At 71.1% G+C, this 18973-nt stretch carries 14 protein-coding genes and 1 pseudogene; 9 read left to right on the top strand and 6 right to left on the bottom strand.

Going from position 1 to position 18973, the window contains the following annotated elements:
- Positions 1–7: 7 nt before the first annotated feature.
- From GFH48_RS09055 to GFH48_RS09045, 3 genes are all read right to left on the bottom strand, one after another.
- Positions 8–2080, bottom strand: a complete 2073-nt coding sequence (locus GFH48_RS09055) for a tetratricopeptide repeat protein (RefSeq protein WP_153287765.1) — start codon at positions 2078–2080, stop codon at positions 8–10.
- Entirely contained in the window at positions 2077–3294 is a 1218-nt protein-coding gene (locus GFH48_RS09050; protein ID WP_153287764.1) for a hypothetical protein, read from the bottom strand. Before GFH48_RS09050 ends, GFH48_RS09055 begins: the two co-directional genes overlap by 4 nt.
- 1206 nt (positions 3295–4500) lie before the next feature.
- On the bottom strand, positions 4501–4950 hold the full coding sequence (locus GFH48_RS09045) for a winged helix-turn-helix transcriptional regulator (RefSeq protein WP_153287763.1): 450 nt from the start codon (positions 4948–4950) through the stop codon (positions 4501–4503).
- Positions 4951–5032: 82 nt separating this feature from the next.
- On the opposite strand from GFH48_RS09045, the gene GFH48_RS09040 reads away from it, so the two are divergent.
- Complete coding sequence (locus GFH48_RS09040) at positions 5033–6055, top strand: GlxA family transcriptional regulator (protein WP_153287762.1); 1023 nt, start codon at positions 5033–5035, stop codon at positions 6053–6055.
- 302 nt (positions 6056–6357) lie between these two features.
- On the opposite strand, the pseudogene GFH48_RS09035 reads toward GFH48_RS09040, so the two are convergent.
- Positions 6358–9105, bottom strand: a pseudogene (locus GFH48_RS09035) (multifunctional oxoglutarate decarboxylase/oxoglutarate dehydrogenase thiamine pyrophosphate-binding subunit/dihydrolipoyllysine-residue succinyltransferase subunit); the annotation flags it as partial.
- Between the two features lie 332 nt (positions 9106–9437).
- Between GFH48_RS09035 and GFH48_RS09030 the strand changes: the two are divergent.
- Together GFH48_RS09030 and GFH48_RS09025 are read left to right on the top strand one after the other, a co-directional pair.
- The gene (locus GFH48_RS09030; RefSeq protein ID WP_153287760.1) at positions 9438–9881 is read left to right on the top strand and encodes a DUF6884 domain-containing protein; all 444 of its coding nucleotides are present in this window, start codon (positions 9438–9440) and stop codon (positions 9879–9881) included.
- Between the two features lie 413 nt (positions 9882–10294).
- Positions 10295–11446 (top strand): TDT family transporter, encoded by a 1152-nt coding sequence (locus GFH48_RS09025; protein WP_228120469.1) that lies wholly within the window; start codon positions 10295–10297, stop codon positions 11444–11446.
- A 63-nt stretch (positions 11447–11509) separates the two neighbouring features.
- Here GFH48_RS09025 and GFH48_RS09020 read toward each other — a convergent pair whose 3' ends face one another.
- Positions 11510–11791 (bottom strand): SHOCT domain-containing protein, encoded by a 282-nt coding sequence (locus GFH48_RS09020; protein ID WP_153287759.1) that lies wholly within the window; start codon positions 11789–11791, stop codon positions 11510–11512.
- Between the two features lie 335 nt (positions 11792–12126).
- Between GFH48_RS09020 and GFH48_RS09015 the strand changes: the two genes are divergently transcribed.
- From GFH48_RS09015 to GFH48_RS09005, 3 genes are all read left to right on the top strand, one after another.
- Positions 12127–12597 carry a DUF7144 family membrane protein gene (locus GFH48_RS09015; RefSeq protein WP_228120467.1) on the top strand — a complete coding sequence of 157 codons (471 nt, stop codon included), beginning with the start codon at positions 12127–12129 and terminating at the stop codon, positions 12595–12597.
- A gap of 266 nt (positions 12598–12863) precedes the next feature.
- Complete coding sequence (locus tag GFH48_RS09010) at positions 12864–13703, top strand: SDR family oxidoreductase (RefSeq protein WP_153287758.1); 840 nt, start codon at positions 12864–12866, stop codon at positions 13701–13703.
- Positions 13696–14268, top strand: coding sequence for a gluconokinase (locus GFH48_RS09005; RefSeq protein WP_228120465.1), 573 nt, complete (start codon positions 13696–13698; stop codon positions 14266–14268). Before GFH48_RS09010 ends, GFH48_RS09005 begins: the two co-directional genes overlap by 8 nt.
- A 245-nt stretch (positions 14269–14513) precedes the next feature.
- On the opposite strand, the gene GFH48_RS09000 is transcribed toward GFH48_RS09005, so the two are convergent.
- The gene (locus GFH48_RS09000) at positions 14514–14948 is read right to left on the bottom strand and encodes a DUF6325 family protein (protein ID WP_153292803.1); all 435 of its coding nucleotides are present in this window, start codon (positions 14946–14948) and stop codon (positions 14514–14516) included.
- A gap of 189 nt (positions 14949–15137) precedes the next feature.
- Here GFH48_RS09000 and GFH48_RS08995 point away from each other — a divergent pair, with 189 nt between their 5' ends.
- The 3 genes from GFH48_RS08995 (at position 15138) to GFH48_RS08985 (ending at position 18962) form a co-directional block, all read left to right on the top strand.
- The gene (locus GFH48_RS08995) at positions 15138–16520 is read left to right on the top strand and encodes a hypothetical protein (protein WP_228120464.1); all 1383 of its coding nucleotides are present in this window, start codon (positions 15138–15140) and stop codon (positions 16518–16520) included.
- A 304-nt stretch (positions 16521–16824) separates the two neighbouring features.
- Positions 16825–17757 (top strand): cyclase family protein, encoded by a 933-nt coding sequence (locus tag GFH48_RS08990; RefSeq protein WP_153287757.1) that lies wholly within the window; start codon positions 16825–16827, stop codon positions 17755–17757.
- A gap of 311 nt (positions 17758–18068) precedes the next feature.
- A complete protein-coding gene (locus tag GFH48_RS08985) occupies positions 18069–18962 on the top strand; it encodes a YhjD/YihY/BrkB family envelope integrity protein (RefSeq protein ID WP_153287756.1) in 894 nt (297 codons plus the stop codon).
- Positions 18963–18973: the final 11 nt, after the last annotated feature.

Raw genomic sequence — 18973 nt, 5'->3', positions numbered from 1 at the left:
GGTGGTCTCACCGGGTGCCGGCCGCGGTGCAGAGCCGGCGTTGCTCCTGGAGTTCGGTGGTGTCGGCGTCCGGCAGCGTGAGTGCCTGGTCGAAGTCCTGGAGGGCCAGGTCGGGGCGGTCGCCGGCCAGATGGGCGATGCCGCGGTTGAGCAGGATGTCGGGGTCGTCACCGACGGCCTCGAGCGCGGCGGTCAGGTCCGCGACCGCCAGCTCCGGGCGTGACTGCCGGAAGTGCACCACGGCGCGGTTGATCAGTGCGGCCGGGTAGCGCCGGTCCCTTTCGAGCGCTCCGTCGAAAGCGGCCAGAGCGCCGTCGAATCGTTCCCGTTGCAGCAGGACCGTGCCCTTCAGGCAGAGCAGTTGGAGTTCGCCCGGGTGGAGCGTCAGTCCGGTGGCCGTGTCGGTCTCGGCCGCGTCGAGATCGCCGGTCTCCAGCAGCAGTTCCGCGCGAGCGATCCGGCTGTCGAGGTCGCGCGGCTCCATCTCGAGCACGAGGGTGAAGTCCGCGAGCGCCCCTGTGTGGTCTCCGACCTGCGCGCGGGCGGTGCCACGGTTGTAGTGCAGCTCGGGGAACGGAGGCGCGAGTCGCACCGCACGGTCGTAGTCGGCCAGGGCGGCGTCGAAGTCGCCGCGGTCGCGCGAGATCCTGGCCCGCTCCGAGAGGTAGTCGGTGTAGTAGGGGTCCATGTCGACGAGTCGGGAGTAGTCGGCGTGGGCTTCGTCCGGCCGGCCGAGCGCCACCAGCAACCGGGCCCGGTTGTAGAGCAGTTGGGAGCGGTGCAGGCTCCACTGATCGTCATCGAGTCGCTCGTCGAGCCGGGTGATGCACGACTCCACGAGTGCCAGGGCGCGGTGCGGGTTGCCGCGGTGCATTTCCACGAGCGCCAGGCCGTTGTCGTGGAAGACGCTGTATGTCAGCCGTTCGGCCGGGTCCGGGAGGATGCCCGCGATGGCGACGGCGTTGTGCTGCCACTGGACGGCCAGTTCGTGGTCGCGAGGTTTCAGGAACCGGGTGTGGAGCATCGCGAGGGCGTAGCTGGTCATCATGTGGATCTTGGGGTCGGTGAAGCGGCGCAGCAGGCTCCGGTACAGCTCCGTCGACTGTTCCAGGCGTCCGATGGGGATGCAGGCCGCGGCCGCTTCGCGGGTGAACTCCCAGTAGTCGTGTTCGTGCGAGCCCGGGTCGGTCAGGCCTCGGCCGCGCAGGCCGAGGTCGACCACGGCGGCGGAGAACCCGGTGGCCACGGCGTGGCGCTGGGCCGCGAGAAGGGCGGTCCGTCCCGCCCCGGCGGGGTCGCTGCCGTGCTCGCGGTGGTGCGCGATGGCGCCCATGCGGATGCCCCAGGTGGCCGTCCGTTCGAGGGAGTCGGCACGCCGGTCGTGGAGGCGGGCGCGGGTCTGCGGGTCGGTCTGCTGGTACCCGTGGAGAGCGCGGGGGTCGTCGTCCGTGCAGTCGCCGTCCACATAGACCGCGGCCCATCCGTGAGGGGTCCGGTCCTCGACCGGATGCTCGGCGGTGCGCGGAGCGGACAGGAGGGGCACGTCGGTCAGGGCGTCCTGGAGTTCGCCGGAGAGCGTGCCGCCGGACACCGAGACCACCACACGCAGCCGGCGTGGGTCCGCCCGGCGCAGCAGCAGGGCGATCAGTTCCTGGGTGGTGGCCTCGGCGGCGTCCGCTTCCTCGAAGACGATCTCGAAGGCCGTCTCGCTGTGGATGCGCCGGGCGAATTCCAGCAGGAAGCCGACGACGCCCTGGCTCATGCACCGGACCCAGCCGGCACCGAAGAAGCGGGTGCGTTCCTCGTAGGGGGCTTCGTCGGCCAGGGTGCGCGGAGGCGGTCCGATGAGGTGGGCCATCTCGGGCATTCCGTACAGGAGTGCCACGCGATGGTCCTCGACAAGGTCCGGCCAGCGCCGGTAGGCCTCGGGCAGAACCGCTCGCAGCACCGTGTCCACGCCGGTGTAGGGACCGCGCAGCCGCTGGTGGCAGCGGACCACGAGGGCCTTGCCGGTGTGGGCCGTGATGGTGCGCAGGCGGTCGTCGCGCCTGTCTCCGACGATCCGCAGATGGCCCGTCATGAGAGTTCAACCTCCGGTGAAGAGGACGTGAGGGAGTGGGCGGAATTCTTGTTCCGGCGTTTCCTGCGGGACAGCACGACGAGTGCGGCGATCTGGGCCACGTTCATGCACAGGGACAGGACGGCGTCCCAAAAGGCGGCGTCCACGCCGCCGGAGCCGAGGGCGCGTCCGGCGATCCTGGCGTAGTTGACCGTCACGGGGATGCTGACGAAGACGGTGATTCCGGCGAACGCGCAATATCCCAGGGCGATGAAAGGCCCGTAGAATGTGCCGACCCGGCGGTCACGAGGCGTCCATTTCTCCTCGTCCACGATACGGTCCGGACGATTCGTTCGACGCCATACACGATTCTTGAGCAGGGTCATACCCGCGTCGTGAAGGTCGTAGCAGTTCCAGGCGGTGGCCGCCACATAATAGAGATCGGTTCGCAGATAGAGCTGGAGCTGCCACAGCATGCGCACCGCGACCGTGAATGCCAGACCGAGGCAGAGCCGGCCGGTCAACGAGAAAGATCCGCCCGGATTCCGGGTCAGATCGGCGACGAGGCCGAGCACCGAGAACACGACGCCGTCGCAGACCATGCCCGCGAAGAACGGAAGATAGCGTTTCGCCCGGGGAACACTGAGCAGCCCGTTGATCTGGGTTTCGGCGACGATGTACGTCAGGCGGTTGCTCACGCTCAGGCGTGTGGGCAGCCCGAGCCGGCGGCCGGCGAGGATGTGGAAGCCCTCGTGCAGCAGCAGGAGCGGCACCTGGCCGAGGGTGATGACCAGTTGGACCGCGAGCAGGGAGTGCGTGAAGAAGATCTGCCCGGGATGGGGTGCCAGGTCCGGCCGCGCGATCGCCGCCCACGTCCAGCCGCCGACCAGGGCGCCGTACAGCGCCCAGGCAGGCGGAGAGAACGCGGCTCGGCCGAGGCCGCGCAGTCGGACCTCCGGCGCGGGGGCGGCCGGCTGTGCCCGGTCCGCCTCGCTGACGAAACCGAGGTCGCGCAAGGTGGTCACGAAGTCCTGGAGGTCGGCCTCCTCCTCGAAAGTCGCTTCGTACCAGTCGGCGGCGGCACCGAGTGTCATTCCCCGCATGAGCTGTTGCAGCAATTCAGCGCCGTCGGCCGGGAAAACCGCGTAGGAACCGGTGTCCAGGCGGCCGACCACCACCTCGTCGCCTTCGGGAACGAAACTCAGTTCATGGAATACGAGGCCGTCACCGGCCACAGAACCCTCCTCCGACGGGATTACGGATAAAAGACCCGGGTGCGCCGGCAGGCGGCGCACCCGAGCGTGGTGGAGCGAAGTGATCAGGCCTGCACGGAGTACGGGCACTGACAGGCGGCCGACGTCAGGCGTACGTCGCCGGTGCGGCGCACCGCAATCTTCTTGGAGCCGGCCTTCTTACGCATGGCGACAGTCGACTTCATGACGGTCCTTTCTCGACGGTTTGCGCACCGACCGGCGGTCGGCGGCAATCAAAGATCTTCCAGCCGGACCGCCGGAGCAAGGTTCGATCGCGCCAATCAGATCACCCGGGACGTTCGGGCCGAGGTCAGGATGCGCGGGAAAGCGTTTTCGCTCTCCGCGTCACCGGCGATGCCGCTGTTCGCTGCTGATTCCGTCGCAAGGGGGCGTTCGACATCGTTGCCGAGCCGCACCGGGAACCTGTTTTCCCACTTGAGGTCACTGGAAGGGCAGGTGCGGAAACAGAACTCCACCGATCGTGCGACAGAAAACGGAGTGCGTTCCGCCGGATTCCGCTTTTTTCGAGCTCCGCTTTTCCCTGGCCTGGGGAGGGCAATGTAATCGTCAAGTTATCGCCCGGTCACCCTCTGTGCATGGTTTCTCCGGCCCTCTGTATCTGAGGAAGGACAACGCATTCCGAATATCGGACACGTCGACCGGACGGCAGGGGTCACCGCCAGTCGTGCCGCCGGTTCTTCCGCTTCGGCCGGAGGTGCGGGGCCGGTCCCGCCGCCTTGCCCGTATCCCGCCGGTCCCGCACCGTTCCTGGGCATGCCCCTGTCAGTTGACCGCTTTCGGGTTCCCGTCGTCGTCCGGGGGCGCGGATGAGGACAGCGGCGAGGAACCGGGCGTGCTGCACCTTCGCCGTTCGTGTCCGTCCGGGAGTGCGCGGGACGGGCTCGCCGGTCGTGCCCGATGTCCCGAGACGCCCAGTCCACGCACGCCCGAGCGCCCTGGCGGAGCCGGCCGTGCCCCTCGCCCCCGGTCGCTCCCGGCGCCGTGAGCGCCGGAGCGGTCGAGGGCGGCTCCCGGTCGAACCGGCGTGGCCGATACGAGTCGACGGAGGCGATATCAAACCCTCGCGGACCTGCCCGGTCTGACGGATCGTCCGTGTGGCGGCACGGGAAGCCTCGGGGAGGCCGTGGTGGCGGTCCCGTCGATGTCCAGGGACGCGCCGGGCGGCCCTCAGGACCCGGAACGGTCCTCTTCCTCCAGTACGGTCACCAGGCCGCCCCCTTCAAGGGGCTCGCCGCACCGGGCGCAGACCACGCGGGTCTCCACGTCGGCGCCGCACGTGTGCAGGAACCGCGGTGCGGGTGGCGGGTTCCGCAGATGCCGAAGGCCCCATTCCCGCAGACCGATCAGCACCGGTTCCAGTGCCTGCCCCGCGGCCGTCAGGTGGTACTCGAAGCGCGGAGGGCGGTCCTGGTACCGGCGGCGCTCCAGGATCCCCGCGGCCTCCAGGGACCTCAGTCGCTTGGTGAGAACGTCCCGCGGCGCTCCGGTGTTGGCGCGGATGTCGGCGTAGCGCCGGACTCCCATGAACACCTCGCGCAGCACCAGGAGCGACCAGCGCTCTCCTACGAGATCGAGGGTGCCGGCTATGGGACAGGCGCGTGGCCGGACGTCGGACATGCCGTGATCCTAGTTGGTTTGTTTTGCGAACTCACTGCGCATAGCATCGACGTTGTCCCCATGGCAGGTCCGGAGGCATTCGATGAACCACAAGCGCGCCGGAACCGACTCGCTCCTCGTGACGATCTTCGTCTTTCCCGGGGTCAGACTGCTGGATGTGACCGGCCCGATCGAGGTGTTCACCTCGGCGAACGACTTCGGCGGCCACTACCGGCTGAACATGGTCTCGGCCGACGGGAACGAGGTGACGACCGCGGCGGGGACCCGGCTCGGCGTCGACATGGCGGTGGCGGACGCGCGGGAGACCAGTGACGTCCTGGTGATTCCCGGCGGGCCGGACTGGGACCGGTTGATCAAGGACGACGCGCTGCTGGACCTCGTACGGGGGCTCGACGCGAACTCGCGCTGCACGGCCTCCGTCTGCACCGGGGCCTTCCTGCTGGCCGCCGCCGGTCTTCTGGACGGCCGGAGCGCCGCCACCCACTGGCGCCACTCACGGCAGTTGGCCCTGCGCTTTCCCGCCGTCCAGGTCAAGCCGGACGCGATCTTCGTGCGCGACGGCAAGGTGATGACCTCGGCCGGAGTCACCGCGGGCATCGACCTCTCGCTGGCGCTCGTGGAAGAGCACTACGGAGCCGAAGTGGCCCGCGCGGTGGCCAAGGACCTGGTGGTCTTCATGCAACGGCCCGGCGGACAGTCCCAGTTCAGCGTTCGCGCCCGCGCCGCACACACGCGCCAGGACATGCTCCGCCGGGTCCTGGACGCCGTCGCGGAGGACCCCGCCGCCAACCACACGCTGTCCGCGATGGCGCGCAGGGCCGGCGTCAGCTCCCGCCACGTGGCCCGGCTCTTCTGCGAGGAGTTGAGCATGACACCGGCCCGGTACGTGGAACAGGTCCGGCTGGAAGCGGCGCAGGTGATGCTGGAGTGCGGCGACGACCCCATGGCCGTGATCGCCCGCCGTACGGGGTTCGGCTCGCCCGAGTCGCTGCGCAGAGCGTTCGTACGGAATCTCAAGGTGACTCCGGGGGTGTTCAGGGCGCGGTTCCACACCACCGGGGTGGCGGACGCCGAGGCGCCCGAGGGGGCGCGGGTCGAGGGCTGAGCCGGCGGCACCCGGAGCGGTACGCGCCCGGAACCGTGAGCGGTCCGGCCGTCTCCGCACCGTGAGCGCCCCGGGTGTCACGGAGCGCTGAGCGGACCTCGCGGCGCCTGGCCGGTCCTCGTGGCGGGCGGGCCGAGGCGCGGCCGGCGACCCGCCGAGCGGTCGAATCCCGCAACGGGCCGTCGAGGTGGGCCCGTCGCACCTCTCGCCGGCCGCCGCACCACGGCACTCCTGTGACGCCACCGCCCGCCGGACCCGCTGTCCCGGCCGGACTCGCTGTCCCGGCCGGGCGTCCGCGGGCCTCAGGCGAAGGCCCGCCGTACGAGGTCACGCTGTTCGGCGGCGTGACGGTGGGCGGACCCGACCGCCGGCGCGGAGGCCGCGGGTCGGCTCACACACCCCACGGGGGCGGTGACCAGAGCGGCGACACGCGGCGCGACGAAGGTCCACGCACCCTGATTGGCCGCCTCCTCCTGAACCCAGCGCACGTCGACGCCGGACGGATACCGGGACAGTTCCGCCCTCAACTCGTCGGCCGGGAAGGGGTACAGCTGCTCCAGCCGCACGATGGCGGTGCCGTCCTCACCCGAGTCGCGCCGATGCGCGTCCAGGTCGTAGAAGACCTTTCCCGAACACAGCAGTACCCGTTCCGTCCGGGCGGGCTCGCGCCCGGTGTCCGGGACGACCGGAAGGAAGGAGCCTTCGGTGAACTCCTCCAGGCTGGAGGTCGCGGCCTTCGAACGCAGCATGGACTTGGGGGTGAAGACCACCAGTGGCCCGCGCCGCGCGTCGAGGCCCTGTTCCCTGAGCAGGTGGAAGTAGTTGGCGGGCAGGGAGGGGTTGGCGACGGTCAGGTTGTCGTCGGCGCACAGTTGCAGGAAGCGTTCCATGCGGGCGGAGGAGTGGTCGGGCCCCTGTCCCTCCAAGCCGTGCGGGAGCAGCAGCGTGACGCTCGACCGCTGCCCCCACTTCTGCTCCGAGGAGGAGATGTACTCGTCGACGACCGTCTGGGCGCCGTTGGCGAAGTCGCCGAACTGCGCCTCCCACAGCACCAGGGCATCGGGCCGGGCCAGCGAGTAGCCGTATTCGAAGGCGAGCACGGCGAGTTCGGACAGGAGGGAGTCGTACGGCGTGAAGCGCGCCGCTTCCGCGCCGAGCGAGTTCAAGGGCGTGTGCTGCCGCCCCGTACGACGGTCGGTGAGGACGGCGTGGCGCTGGCCGAAGGTGCCCCGGCGGGAGTCCTGCCCGGACAGCCGGACCGGCACTCCGTCCAGGAGCAGCGATCCGACCGCGAGCGCCTCCGCGGTGGCCCAGTCGACGTTCCCGCCGTCGAACATCGCGGCCCGCCGCTCGAGTTGGGGCAGCACGCGCGGGTGCGGGGTGAAGTCACGCGGCAGGTCGATCTGGGTGCCCAGGATGTGCCGCAACGTCATCTCGGCGATGGCTGTCCCGGCCCGGCGGACCGGGGGGTCCACGTCTTCGGGGGCCGGAGACGACGCACGGCCGGGTGAAGACGCTCCCGCCGTCTCGGTGAAGGCCCGCTGGAGCTGGTCGCGGTAGCCCTGCCGGGCGCTCTCGGCCTCCTGCTCGCTGATCACGCCGGTGCTGTGCAGCGACTCCGCGTACAGCTTCCGCACGGACGGCCTCGCGGCGATGCGGTCGTACATGGCCGGCTGCGTGATGGAGGGATCGTCGACCTCGCTGTGCCCGTGACGCCGGTAGCAGACCAGATCCACGACGACGTCCTTGTGGAACGCCTGACGGTACTCGAAGGCCAACTGCGCCACCCTGGCGACCGCTTCGGGATCGTCGCCGTTGACATGGAAGATGGGGGCCTCGACGGTCCGCGCGACATCGGTCGCGTACGTACTCGACCGGCCGACGGCGGGAGCGGTGGTGAACCCCAGCTGGTTGTTGATGACCAGGTGGACGGTCCCGCCGGTGGCGTAGCCCGGCAGCTGCGACATGTTCAGCGTTTCCGCGACCACTCCCTGGCCCGCGAGGGCGGCGTCACCGTGGACCACCACGGGCAGTACGGAGAACGGTCCGTGGCCCTCCTCCGCGAGATCCTGCCGCCCCCGGACGACCCCCTGGGTCACGGGCCCCACGATCTCCAGGTGCGAGGGGTTCGCCACCACGGAGACCGCGATCGCGTGACCGTCCGGGGTGTGGAACGTACCGGCGGCGCCGAGGTGGTACTTCACGTCGCCGGAGCCCTGCACGGACCGGACGTCGACCGCGTCCTCGAACTCGTCGAAGATCTGGGCGTAGGGCTTGCCCACGATGTTGGCGAGCACGTTCAGCCGGCCGCGGTGCGCCATCCCGATGACCACCTCGCGCATGTCCAGCCGCGCGGCGCGTTCGAGCACCGTGTCCAGCAGGACGATCGCGGACTCCCCGCCCTCCAGCGAATACCGCTTCTGCCCCACGTACTTGGTGTGCAGGAACGTCTCGAACGCCTCGGCGGATCCCAGCCGGTACAGAATCCGCAGCTGCTCGGCGCGTCCCGGCCCCGGCGGCGGAACCTCGACGCGCCGCTGGATCCAGAGCCGTTCCTGCTGGTCCTGGATGTGCATGTACTCGATGCCCATGGGGCCGCAGTACGCGTCACGAAGCGTCTGCCGGACGTCGCGGAGCGTCATGTGCTGGTTCCCCGCGAAACCGTCGACAGGGAATTCACGGGCGATGTCCGCGTCGTCGAGGCCGTGCCCCGACGGTTCCAGGTCGGGGTGGCCGGCGGACGGCCCGGCGGACAGGGGGTTGGTGGCGGCCGCGAGGTGTCCGCGGACGCGGTACGAGTGGATCAGTGCCGCGACGCGGACCGCCTTGACCACGAGGTCGGCGTCCGTCTCCGGCACCGTCGCCTGGTGCACAGCCGCTCCGGCACGGGCGGGTAGGACCTCCGACGCCGTCGTGGACGCCCGGAAGAAGTCCCGCCAGACCCGCTCGACGGAGTCGGGATCACGGAGATACCGCTCTCTGAATTCGTCGACGAGCCATTCGTTGATACCGAATTCCGCCTGGTGCGGGATGGAGAGAGCACTGCCTGATTGTGATGCCACGGCGTAGAACGCCTTCTTTCCACATACGGAGACCGTCGCGGGCGGCGTGGCCAGCCGACCACGCCGCCGTTGGGGCCGAGGTGGTCCGCGGCGATGAGGACCGTCGACCTCGTGCGCTGTCATCGAGGCTACGAGGGCTCCGCGGCGCGAGGGGATACGTGAGGGTGCCAGGACAGCGGCAGATCAGGACGTGTCCCCGCGCGGGTCCCCGGCATGTCCCGATGTGAGGGTCCGGTGTCCACCGGCACGGCCATGGCCGCCGCCCCGAACCGCGTTACCCGTCGGACATCCGTGTTCACCCGGACCTGGGAGGGACCAGTATGACCCCGAACGAGTACACCGGCGGCGTCGCCCCGGAACTGATCGTCATTCCCTGCGGAGCGCGCAAACTGGGCCATCGCGCCAGGGCGGCGGACATGTACATCGGCTCCTACCACCGCGCGTGCCGGAGGGCCGCCGAAGCGCTCCGCCCGGATCGGCTCGTGATCCTCTCGGCCCGCTACGGACTGCTCGACCTCGACGACGAGATCGACCCCTACGACACGCCGCACGGTGCCGCCGACGCGGTGACCGCCCGCCTGCTTGCGGACCAGGCGGCGGAACGCGGCATCACGGATCTCGACCCCGTGGTGGTGCTGGGCGGTGCCCGTCACGTCACTCTCGCCAGGACCGTGTGGCCGCACGCCCTGACCCCGCTGAGCGGAACGCGCGGCATGGGCGAGCAGGTGGCGCGACTCGCGGCGATGGCACGCTCGGCGCCCTGACGGATTCCGCGGGACGGATACGGCGGGACGAGACCGCGGGGCGGGTGGGGCGGACGGGCACGGCAGCGTGGTTCCGCGGCGTGGGTACGACGGGACGCGTACGGCGGTGCGGGTTCGGCGGGATGGATTCCGCGGGATGGACCGGACTCCGCGGGATGGACGGATTCCGCGACACGGGTTCCGTATGACGGGAGCCGTCATGGCGCGGGCTCGGGTGGCAGCGTTCGCCAGGCGTCCTGATGTGAGGGTGTTGTGGCGCTCGCTGCTGTGCGGTGGGGACGAGCGCCGGCCGTAGCCTCGTGAGGCCAACGGGCCGACGGACTTGGCCGCGACCCGCGTTCTGTTGGGCCGGGGCCCCGGTCGGCCGGTTCACGACGGTGATTCCCGAGTCGAGGAAAGAGGCGTTCCGCGCCGTGACACCCCATCCCAGCAGTGCCCGAACCGTCCCGACCGAGGACGAGGGGGCCCCGGGAGTCCCCCTTCCTGCCAGGCAGCGGCTGCCCGCGGCGAACGTGACAAGCCGGCCGCCGTTCGGCCCCAGTTGGTTCGCGGCCGTGATGGGCACCGGCATCGTCGCGAACGCGGTGGTCACCCTGCCCCGGAGCATCCCCGGGCTGCGGACCGCCGCCACGGTGGTCTGGGCGGGGGCCGCCCTGCTGCTCGTCGTACTGGCGGTCGGCTACGTACGGCAGCGGGCGCTGCGGGTGCATGTCGCCGATCCGACGCAGGCCCAGTTCTTCGGCGCGCCGGCCGTGGCCTTCCTCACGGTGGGCGCCGGGGCACTGCAGCTCGGCCGGCCTGTGATCGGTGAACGGGCCGCGCTGAACGTGGACTTGGCACTGTGGTCGATCGGTACCGTGCTCGGCCTCGCGACGGCCGCCACGGTCCCGTACCTGATGGTCACCCGGCACCGGTTCGCACCGGACGCGGCGTTCGGGGGCTGGCTGATGCCGGTGGTACCGCCGCTGGTCTCCGCCACGACGGGCGCGCTGCTCGTCCCGCACATGCCCGCCGGACAGCTGCGGCTGGACCTGGTGCTGGGCTGCTACGCGATGTTCGGGCTCGGACTGGTGGCCGCGCTGCTGGTGCTGGCCATGGTCTACAGCCGCCTGGTGCACCATGACGCGCCGACCGGTGCGATGGTGCCGACGGTGTGGATCGGACTGGGCGCGCTGGGGCAGATCGTGACGGGACTGGCCGCGCTGGCCACGGCGGCCCCGGGCGCGCTGCCCACGCCGTACGTGCACGGCACGGCGGTCCTCGCGCTGCTGGCCGGAGTCGGGGTGTGGGGCTTCGCCATGTTGTGGCTGGCGCTCGCCACGGCGCTGACCGTAAGGGAGTTCAGGGCGGGGCTCCCCTTCGCGCCCACTTGGTGGTCCTTCATCTTCCCCCTCGGCGCCTGCGTCACCGGCACCGCGGTCCTCGCGTCCCGCACCGGCTCGCAGGTGTTCGTCTGGACCGCGGTCGCCCTCTACGTACTGCTCGTCGCCGCCTGGATCGTGGTGGCCTACCGCTCGCTGCGGCACGCCGCCGCGCATACGGGCGCGCCGCGGGGCCGGGTGTAGGCCGGCGCCTCGGGCGGTGCCGTCGGCATCGCGCGTGGGCGGACCGGCTCGCGAGCGGATCCGTCAGTCGCTCAGGATCCTGCGCTTCTGGTCGGCGAACTCGCCTTCGGTGAGAACGCCTTGGGCCTTGAGTTCGCCGAGTCGCTTCAGTTGGTCGATCTTGTCGTTCATGTCGTCGGTCAGCGGGGCCGACGGAGGGAGCGGGGGAGTGTCGACCAGGGAGGGGGGAGGCGGGGCCTGTTGGGCCCAGCGGCCCTGCTGGCGGCGTGAGACACGGTTCGACACGGCCGTCGCCGTGCCCGCCACCACGGCTGTGCGGGCCACTCCGCGGAGGAGACCTGGCATGGCGGTTTCCTTTCTCGCGGGAGCCGTCGGGGATCGACGGCTCCGTCTGCCGGCGCGCGGCTCGGCGCGGGACACGTCCGTGCGACGCGTCCATAAGACACGTTCATTGGACCACCGCGGGAATTCCCGCGCACTTCCGTACCGGGCTTCCGTACCGGGCTTCCGTACCGCACTTCCGTACCGGGCTTCCGTACCGGGATTCCCATCGTGCGTCGGTGGCTCGTACGGGGCGTGAAGGGCGACGTTCTGCCGGTCGGTGATTCTCATGGCAAGCTGAAATGTGGCCACCGGCCGGTGACAGGTCGGTGGCGAGGCCTATGCGGGAGGAGCTCGAAATGGCCACGACCGGAATGCACCAGCACGACACCGGAAACCGCAGCGAAAGCCACGGTGGAGGAATCTGGGTGTCCAGCTGGACCGCCTTCGCCGCAGTCATGATGATCTTCGGCGGAGCGATGGCGATATTCCAGGGGATCGCCGCCATCGTCAAGACCGACGTCTTCGTCGTCACCCGCAACTACGCCTACACCTTCGACATGACGGGCTGGGGCTGGATCCACCTCGTCCTCGGTGTCCTGGTCGTCCTCGCCGGTGTCGCCCTGTTCCGCGGGGCGATGTGGGCCCGCGTCACCGGAATCGTGCTGGCCGGCCTGTCGATGATCGCCAACTTCGTCTGGCTGCCGTACTACCCGGTCTGGGCCATCGTGCTGATCGCCGTGGACGCCTTCGTCATCTGGGCGCTGTGCATCGGGGCCCGGGACAGCCGGGACGCCACGGACACCGGGACGCCCGCATCCCGTAGGTGACCGGCCCGACCGGCCACGCGTACCGCGCCGGAGACGGGACCGCCGAACGGCCCGACGACCCCTTGGAGGGACGTTGGGCCGTTCGGCTCGGTCAGGCGGCCCCGACCGGCTGACCGGCGACGCGGCACCGGGACGTGCCGGACCACCGGTGCTTTCGTTGCAGGCGCGGTTCGGCGTGGCCCACCGCGGTGTCCCGCGGATTCGCGGATGCCGCCGGCGGTCCACGGACGACAGCGTTCAGCATCGGTACCCACAAGGAGAGACGCGTGGAGAACAGCGGCAGTGACGGTCGCCCGCCTTTTGCCCACCAGCTCCTCAAGGGGCAGAAGGCGCTGGTGACGGGCGCCAATTCCGGTATCGGCAAGGCCACGGCGATCGGCCTGGGACGGGTCGGCGCCGACGTGGTGGTGAACTACGTGGCCGGGCGGGACGCCGCGGAGGAGGTGGTGCGCGAGATCGAGTCCTTCGGCGTCCGCGCCTACGCGCACGAGGCGGACGTGTCGCGGGAGGACGAGGTCGCCGACATGGTGTCGCGCATGGTCGGGGAATTCGGGACCATCGACGTCATGGTCGCGAACGCCGGACTCCAGCGCGATGCCGCCCTCGTGGACATGACCCTGGAACAGTGGCAGAAGGTGCTGGACGTCAATCTGACCGGACAGTTCCTCTGCGCCCGTGAGGCGGCCAAGGAGTTCATGCGCCGGGGCGTCGTCCCGGAGGTGTCCCGCTCGGCCGGGAAGATCGTCTGCATGAGCTCGGTCCACCAGATCATTCCCTGGTCGGGCCATGTGAACTACGCCTCCTCCAAGGGCGGAGTCCAGATGCTCATGGGGACGCTCGCGCAGGAGCTGGCCCCGTACCGGATCCGGGTCAACGCCGTTGCCCCGGGAGCGATCCGCACCCCCATCAACCGCAGCGCCTGGGACACCCCCGAGGCCGAGGCCGACCTGCTCCGGCTCATTCCGTACCGCCGCGTCGGGGACCCGGAGGACATCGCCAACGTGGTGGCGGCGCTGGCCTCCGACCTCTTCGACTACGTCGTCGGTACCACGATCTACGTGGACGGCGGGATGACCCTGTTCCCCGGGTTCGCCACGGGTGGCTGACCCCGTCGGCGGCGGCGCTCCGCCCCTGGTACGGAGGCCGCCGATCGTCGTGGTGCTGGGGGTGTCGGGTTCCGGGAAGTCCACCGTCGGCAGGGCGCTCGCGGGGGAGTTGCGCGTGCCGTTCGTCGAGGGCGACGACGCCCATCCCGCCGCGAACATCGCCAAGATGGCCGCCGGCCACCCGCTGGACGACACCGACCGCGAGCCCTGGCTGCGGACCCTCGCCGCGCGTGTCCGCCGGTCGGCCGAGGCCGGGGAGGGGCTCGTCCTCGCCTGTTCGGCGCTCAAGCGCGCGTACCGCGACGAACTGCGGGCGGCCGCGGGCCTCGGGCACGGGCTCTGGTGCCTCTACCTCGCTCTGGACCGGGACACCGCACGGGACCGCGTGGCCCGGCGCACCGGTCACTTCATGCCCGCCCGGCTGGTCGACTCCCAGTTCGAGGCGCTGGAGCCGCTGGAACCGGACGAGTCGGGCCTGACCGTCGACGCCACCACCGCTCTTCCGGTGAACCTCGCTGTGGTGCGGGCGGCCGTCGAGCACCTCGCGGACCGAACGGCCGGCTGATCCGACTCGTTCGACCGGCCCGTTCGACCGATCCGGCTGACCGATCCGGATGACGGGTCAGGTCAAGGGTCTCCACGACCGGCTGACGGGGCTGCCGCTCGTCAGGGCCCAGGTGATGTCACCGCGGGTCGATTCCGGGCCGAACCCGGGCCGAACCCGGTCGATTCCGGGTCGATTCCAGGCCGGACTCGGTACGCGCCCGGTTCCGGCCCGGTCCGGCGCCGTGGAGGAGGGCCGCGCGGCCGCTAAGCCCTCGCAGGCCGCACAATGTCGGTCGCGTCCAGCGCGGCCAGGACGGCCGGCATCGGGATCCGCCCGGAGGCCACCATCTGCGCGCCGCCGCGACGCAGGGCGGCGGCGAAGGGCGCGGCCCACAGGTTCTCGTAGACCAGGATTCCGGCGGAGTTGCCCGGTTCCAGGGCGTGGCCCGCCTCCTCGATGTCGTCCTCGTCCAGCAGACCGGAGGACACGCCCTCGAAGACGGCGAGGTCCAGCGCCCCGTCACCGGTGAGATCGGCGATCTCCAAGCCGGTCACCGACCCGTCGTCCTCTTTTCTGACGAACATCAGATCGAGGATCCGGATGAGGCCGCGGTCCACCAGGTCGACCAGCAGCGGAAATCCCTCGCCGGTCATGCGGCTGCCGGGGAACTCGACGACCACGTAGTCGATCGGCCCCATTTCGATGAAGTCATCGCGCACGGACTCGCTCACGGCGTCACCCCTGGATGGTCATGGAGTCCCCCGGAATTCCCGCTGTTCCCGCATGCCATTCCAACATCGGACGGAACCGGTCGCACCTCGGTGCGGCGTTCACCCGCCGGACCCGTCCGGGTCGCCGGATCGGGGCCGCGGGGCTCTCGTGGATCCATGACCAGCAGCGCGCCTCCGCCCGATCCGGGCCGGCATCCCGTTCCGCCCGGCGGCGAGTCACGGCTCTCGGCGGGGGAGCGCACCGAACTGGACGAACTACGGCACCGGGTCGCCGCTCTCGAGGGCGCCGGGCCGGCGGGGGCCGCGCGGCACCACTGGCTGCGGTCGACGGGCTCGGTGCTGCTGATCCTCCTCGCCTCGCTGCTGTCGCTGCTGTCCGTCGTCGCGGTCTGGGCGGACAGCATCGTGCGGGACACGGACCGCTACGTCGCCACGGTCGGCCCGCTGGCACGGAATCCCGCGGTGCAGAAGGCGGTCACCAACCGGGTCACGACCGTGGTCCTGGACCAGATCGACGTGGAGAAGCTGGTCAAGGACCTGGAGCGGGCGGCTTCGCAGAAGGGGGCCCCGGACGCGGCGGCCAAGCTGCTCGGCGGTCTGACCGGCCCGATCACGGGTGGCCTGAAGAGCCTGGTCGGCGACACCGTGGAGCGGGTGGTCTCCAGCAGGGTCTTCGACACCGTCTGGGTGGACGCGAACCGCAGGGCCCACTCCGCCCTGGACAAGGCACTGACGGGCGAGTCCGGAGGCGCGGTGTCCGTCGAGAACGGCCAGGTCGCCATCGACGTGGCACCCCTCGTGAAGGAGGTGAAGGACCGGCTGGTCAGCGCCGGTCTGGGGCCGGCCGCACTGATCCCGGCCGTGCACACGGACTTCGTGGTGTTCGCGTCGAAGGACATCGGCAGGGTCAGGACGTATCTGAGGGTGCTGGAGATCATCGGCAACTGGCTGCCGGTCGTCGCCGTGCTGATCGCCGCCCTGGGCGTGTACCTGGCCGTCAACCGCCGCCGGGCCCTGATCGGGGCCGCCCTCGGGGTGCTCGCCGCCATGGTGGTGCTCGGCGTCGCGCTCACCGTGATGCGGGCGATCTACCTCGACCATCTGCCCGTGGGGGCGTCGCGAGCCGCCGCCGCTGCCGTGTTCGACGCGCTGGTCAGGTTCCTGCGGGCCGGCGTACGGGCGGTCGGCGCGCTCGCGCTGGTGACGGCCGCCGGTGCCTTCCTCGTCGGCCCGTCCCCCGTCGCCGTCCGCGTGCGCACCGGATGCGGCAGGGGAATCGGGGCCGTGCGCGACGTCGCCGTGTCCGCCGGGCTCCCGCTGGGCGCGGTCGGCCGGTTCGTGCACCGTTTCAAGCGGTGGATCGGCGTCGTGATCCTGGCGGTCGCCGCGATCGTCCTGTTCACCTGGAGCTACCCGACCACGGCGGTCGTGGTGTGGACGCTGGTGATCGTGCTGGTCGCCTTCGCGATCCGCGAGTTCCTCGACACCGGTCCCGGTTCCGCCCGGTCCGCCGCACCTTCGGCCACTCCATCGGCCTGACGCCGCGTTCGAGCCGCTCGCGCGTTCGAGCCCCGCGGGCGTCGCGCCCACGACGCGTTCGAGTGGACGTTCGGTGATCCGCGACCGGTTCGCGCGCCGGCGCTCGACCGGGCCCCACGACCCGCACGGCATCCCGCTCGCGCCCCCGGTCACGACGGCGCACTCGACGACGCCGCCCCCACCTCCGCGGGCCCCGGGGGCGCGCCGGCGCACCGCCCGACAGGTCGCTCCCGCGCCGACGCGGTGGTCACAGGGCCCGGCAACTCGGCGTGCCGGACTCCGGCAGCTGTCGGATGGTGGGGACATGCGGACGTCCGACGAGCTCAGCGAGGCCGAATTCCGGTCGCTCCACCGACACCTGCGCGCCGTGGCCCCCGGCGCCTCCACACCCCGGGGCGCCCTGGACATGATCACAGAGGAGCAGGTGCTGGCGGCGGTCGCCGAGGTGCGGTCGGGGCGTACGGTCTCGCTCGCCGCCCCCGTGGAGACCCGTACCGAACCCGACGACGCCGATCCGGCCGAGCATCTGCTCACCGCTCCACCCGACGGCAAACCGGCGCCGAGCGGCCTGGACTTCGCGCGCGACCGCATCTCCATGAACGTCCACGGCGATGTGGACAGTCACCTCGACGCGCTGTGCCACGTCATCTACGACGGCACCCTGCACGGCGGCATACCGGCGACGGACGCGCTGTCGCCGGACGGATCGAGCGCCCTCTCCGTCGAGCTGGCCCGCGACGGCATCGTCGGACGCGGTGTCCTCCTGGACATCCCCCGGCTGTACGGCCTCTCCTGGCTCGAACCAGGAGCGAACGTGACCTGCGACGACCTCATCGCCGCCGAGTCACGGCAGGGGATACGGGTGCGCCGGGGAGACATCGTCCTCGTACGGGTGGGGCACCGCAGGCGCCGCGAAGAACTGGGCCCTTGGGACGTGGCCCGCGCCCGTGCCGGTCTGCACCCGACGGCCCTGGAGTTCCTGGCCTCGCGGCAGGTGGCCGTCCTCGGCAGCGACGGCAACAACGACACGGCCCCGAGCGCGGTACAGGGGGTCGCGTTCCCCGTGCATGTGCTCGCCGTCCACGCGATGGGGCTGCAACTTCTCGACTATCTCCGGTTCGAGGACCTCGCGCCGATCTGCGCGCGGGAGGGCCGCTGGACGTTCCTGTGCGTGATCGCGCCCCTCAGGCTGCCCGAGGCGACCGGCTCACCCGTCAACCCGCTGGCGATCCTGTGACGGGGCGACCCGCTCGGACCGCAGCGCCTGCCCCGTTCGGACGCCCGGCCCGCGCAGGCCGGCGCCCGGCCCGCGGAAGCCGGCGCTCGGCGCGCTGATGCCCGCGCCCGGCCGGAGGGTGCTGAAGCCCGGCGCGCGGAGGCTTCAGGACCGGCCCGCACCCGCGTGTCCGCCCCGGCATTCGCCGCGCGCTCCTCACCCGTACGGCGCAACGGCGCTCGCGCCGCGGGCCCGCCGGGCGCGGCGGGCGGCACCCTGGTGGCGCGGTCGCGCCGTCGGGCGTGGGGGGCAGGCCCGACCCGGGGAGCAGGATGCGCGCAGGCAGAGGATCCGGCCCGTCGACGGGTGACGGGGAGAGCGGCCGGCGCGGACGGCCGGCGGATCTCGGGCTCCGGCTGCGGCGGCTGCGGCAGACCGCCGAGACGCGGTTCCCGGTGATCATCCGTCTCACCTCCCATCTGATCGCGGTCAACCTGCTCGACTCCGCGACGCGGTTGGCGGCCCAGGCCTTCCTGACCGCCGTCCCGTTGCTCTTCATGGTCGCCGCGTTCGCCCCGCAGTCGGTGCGCGAACAGATCCTCGTCTCCCTGGAGGACGTCCTCGGCATCAACGGCGTCGCCGACCAGCAGCTGAAGAAGGTGTTCGACGCCGACCCCGGAAGCCTGCGGCAGAGCACCGGTGTGGTCAGCGGACTGATGGTCCTGATCTCCGCCACCGCGTGCAGCCGCGCCATGCAGCGGCTGTGCCAGCGGGCCTGGCGGATGCCGGGCGCGGGCACCCGGATCGCCGCCTGGAGGTGGCCCGTGTGGATCGCGGCCTGGCTGGCCATGCTCATCCTGCAGGGACCCCTGCGGGGCGGATTCGGCGTGGGGATCTGGCTCGGGCTGCCGCTGCTGCTGGTCACCGAGGTGGGCATGTGGTGGTGGACCCAGCGCCTGCTGCTGGCCGCACGCGTCCCCTGGGCCCCGCTGCTGCCCGGCGCGCTCCTCACCGGCGCCGCCGTCACCGCGCTGACGCTGACCGCCAAGCTGTACGTCCCCGCGGCGCTCAACCGCAGCCTGGACAAGTACGGGTCGCTGGGCGCCGTCTTCACGCTGCTGTCGTGGCTGATCTCGCTCTGCGTCGTCGTGGCCGTCGGTATCACCGCGGGGGCGGTCGTCGCCCGGGAACCCGCCGTGTCCCGGCGGCTCGGCTCACCCGACTAGCCCAACTCGCC

It is taken from the genome of Streptomyces fagopyri (assembly GCF_009498275.1).
Lineage (GTDB): Bacteria > Actinomycetota > Actinomycetes > Streptomycetales > Streptomycetaceae > Streptomyces > Streptomyces fagopyri.
Note: the sequence above shows the minus strand (reverse complement) of the source record. Positions and strands in the feature narration are given on the sequence as shown.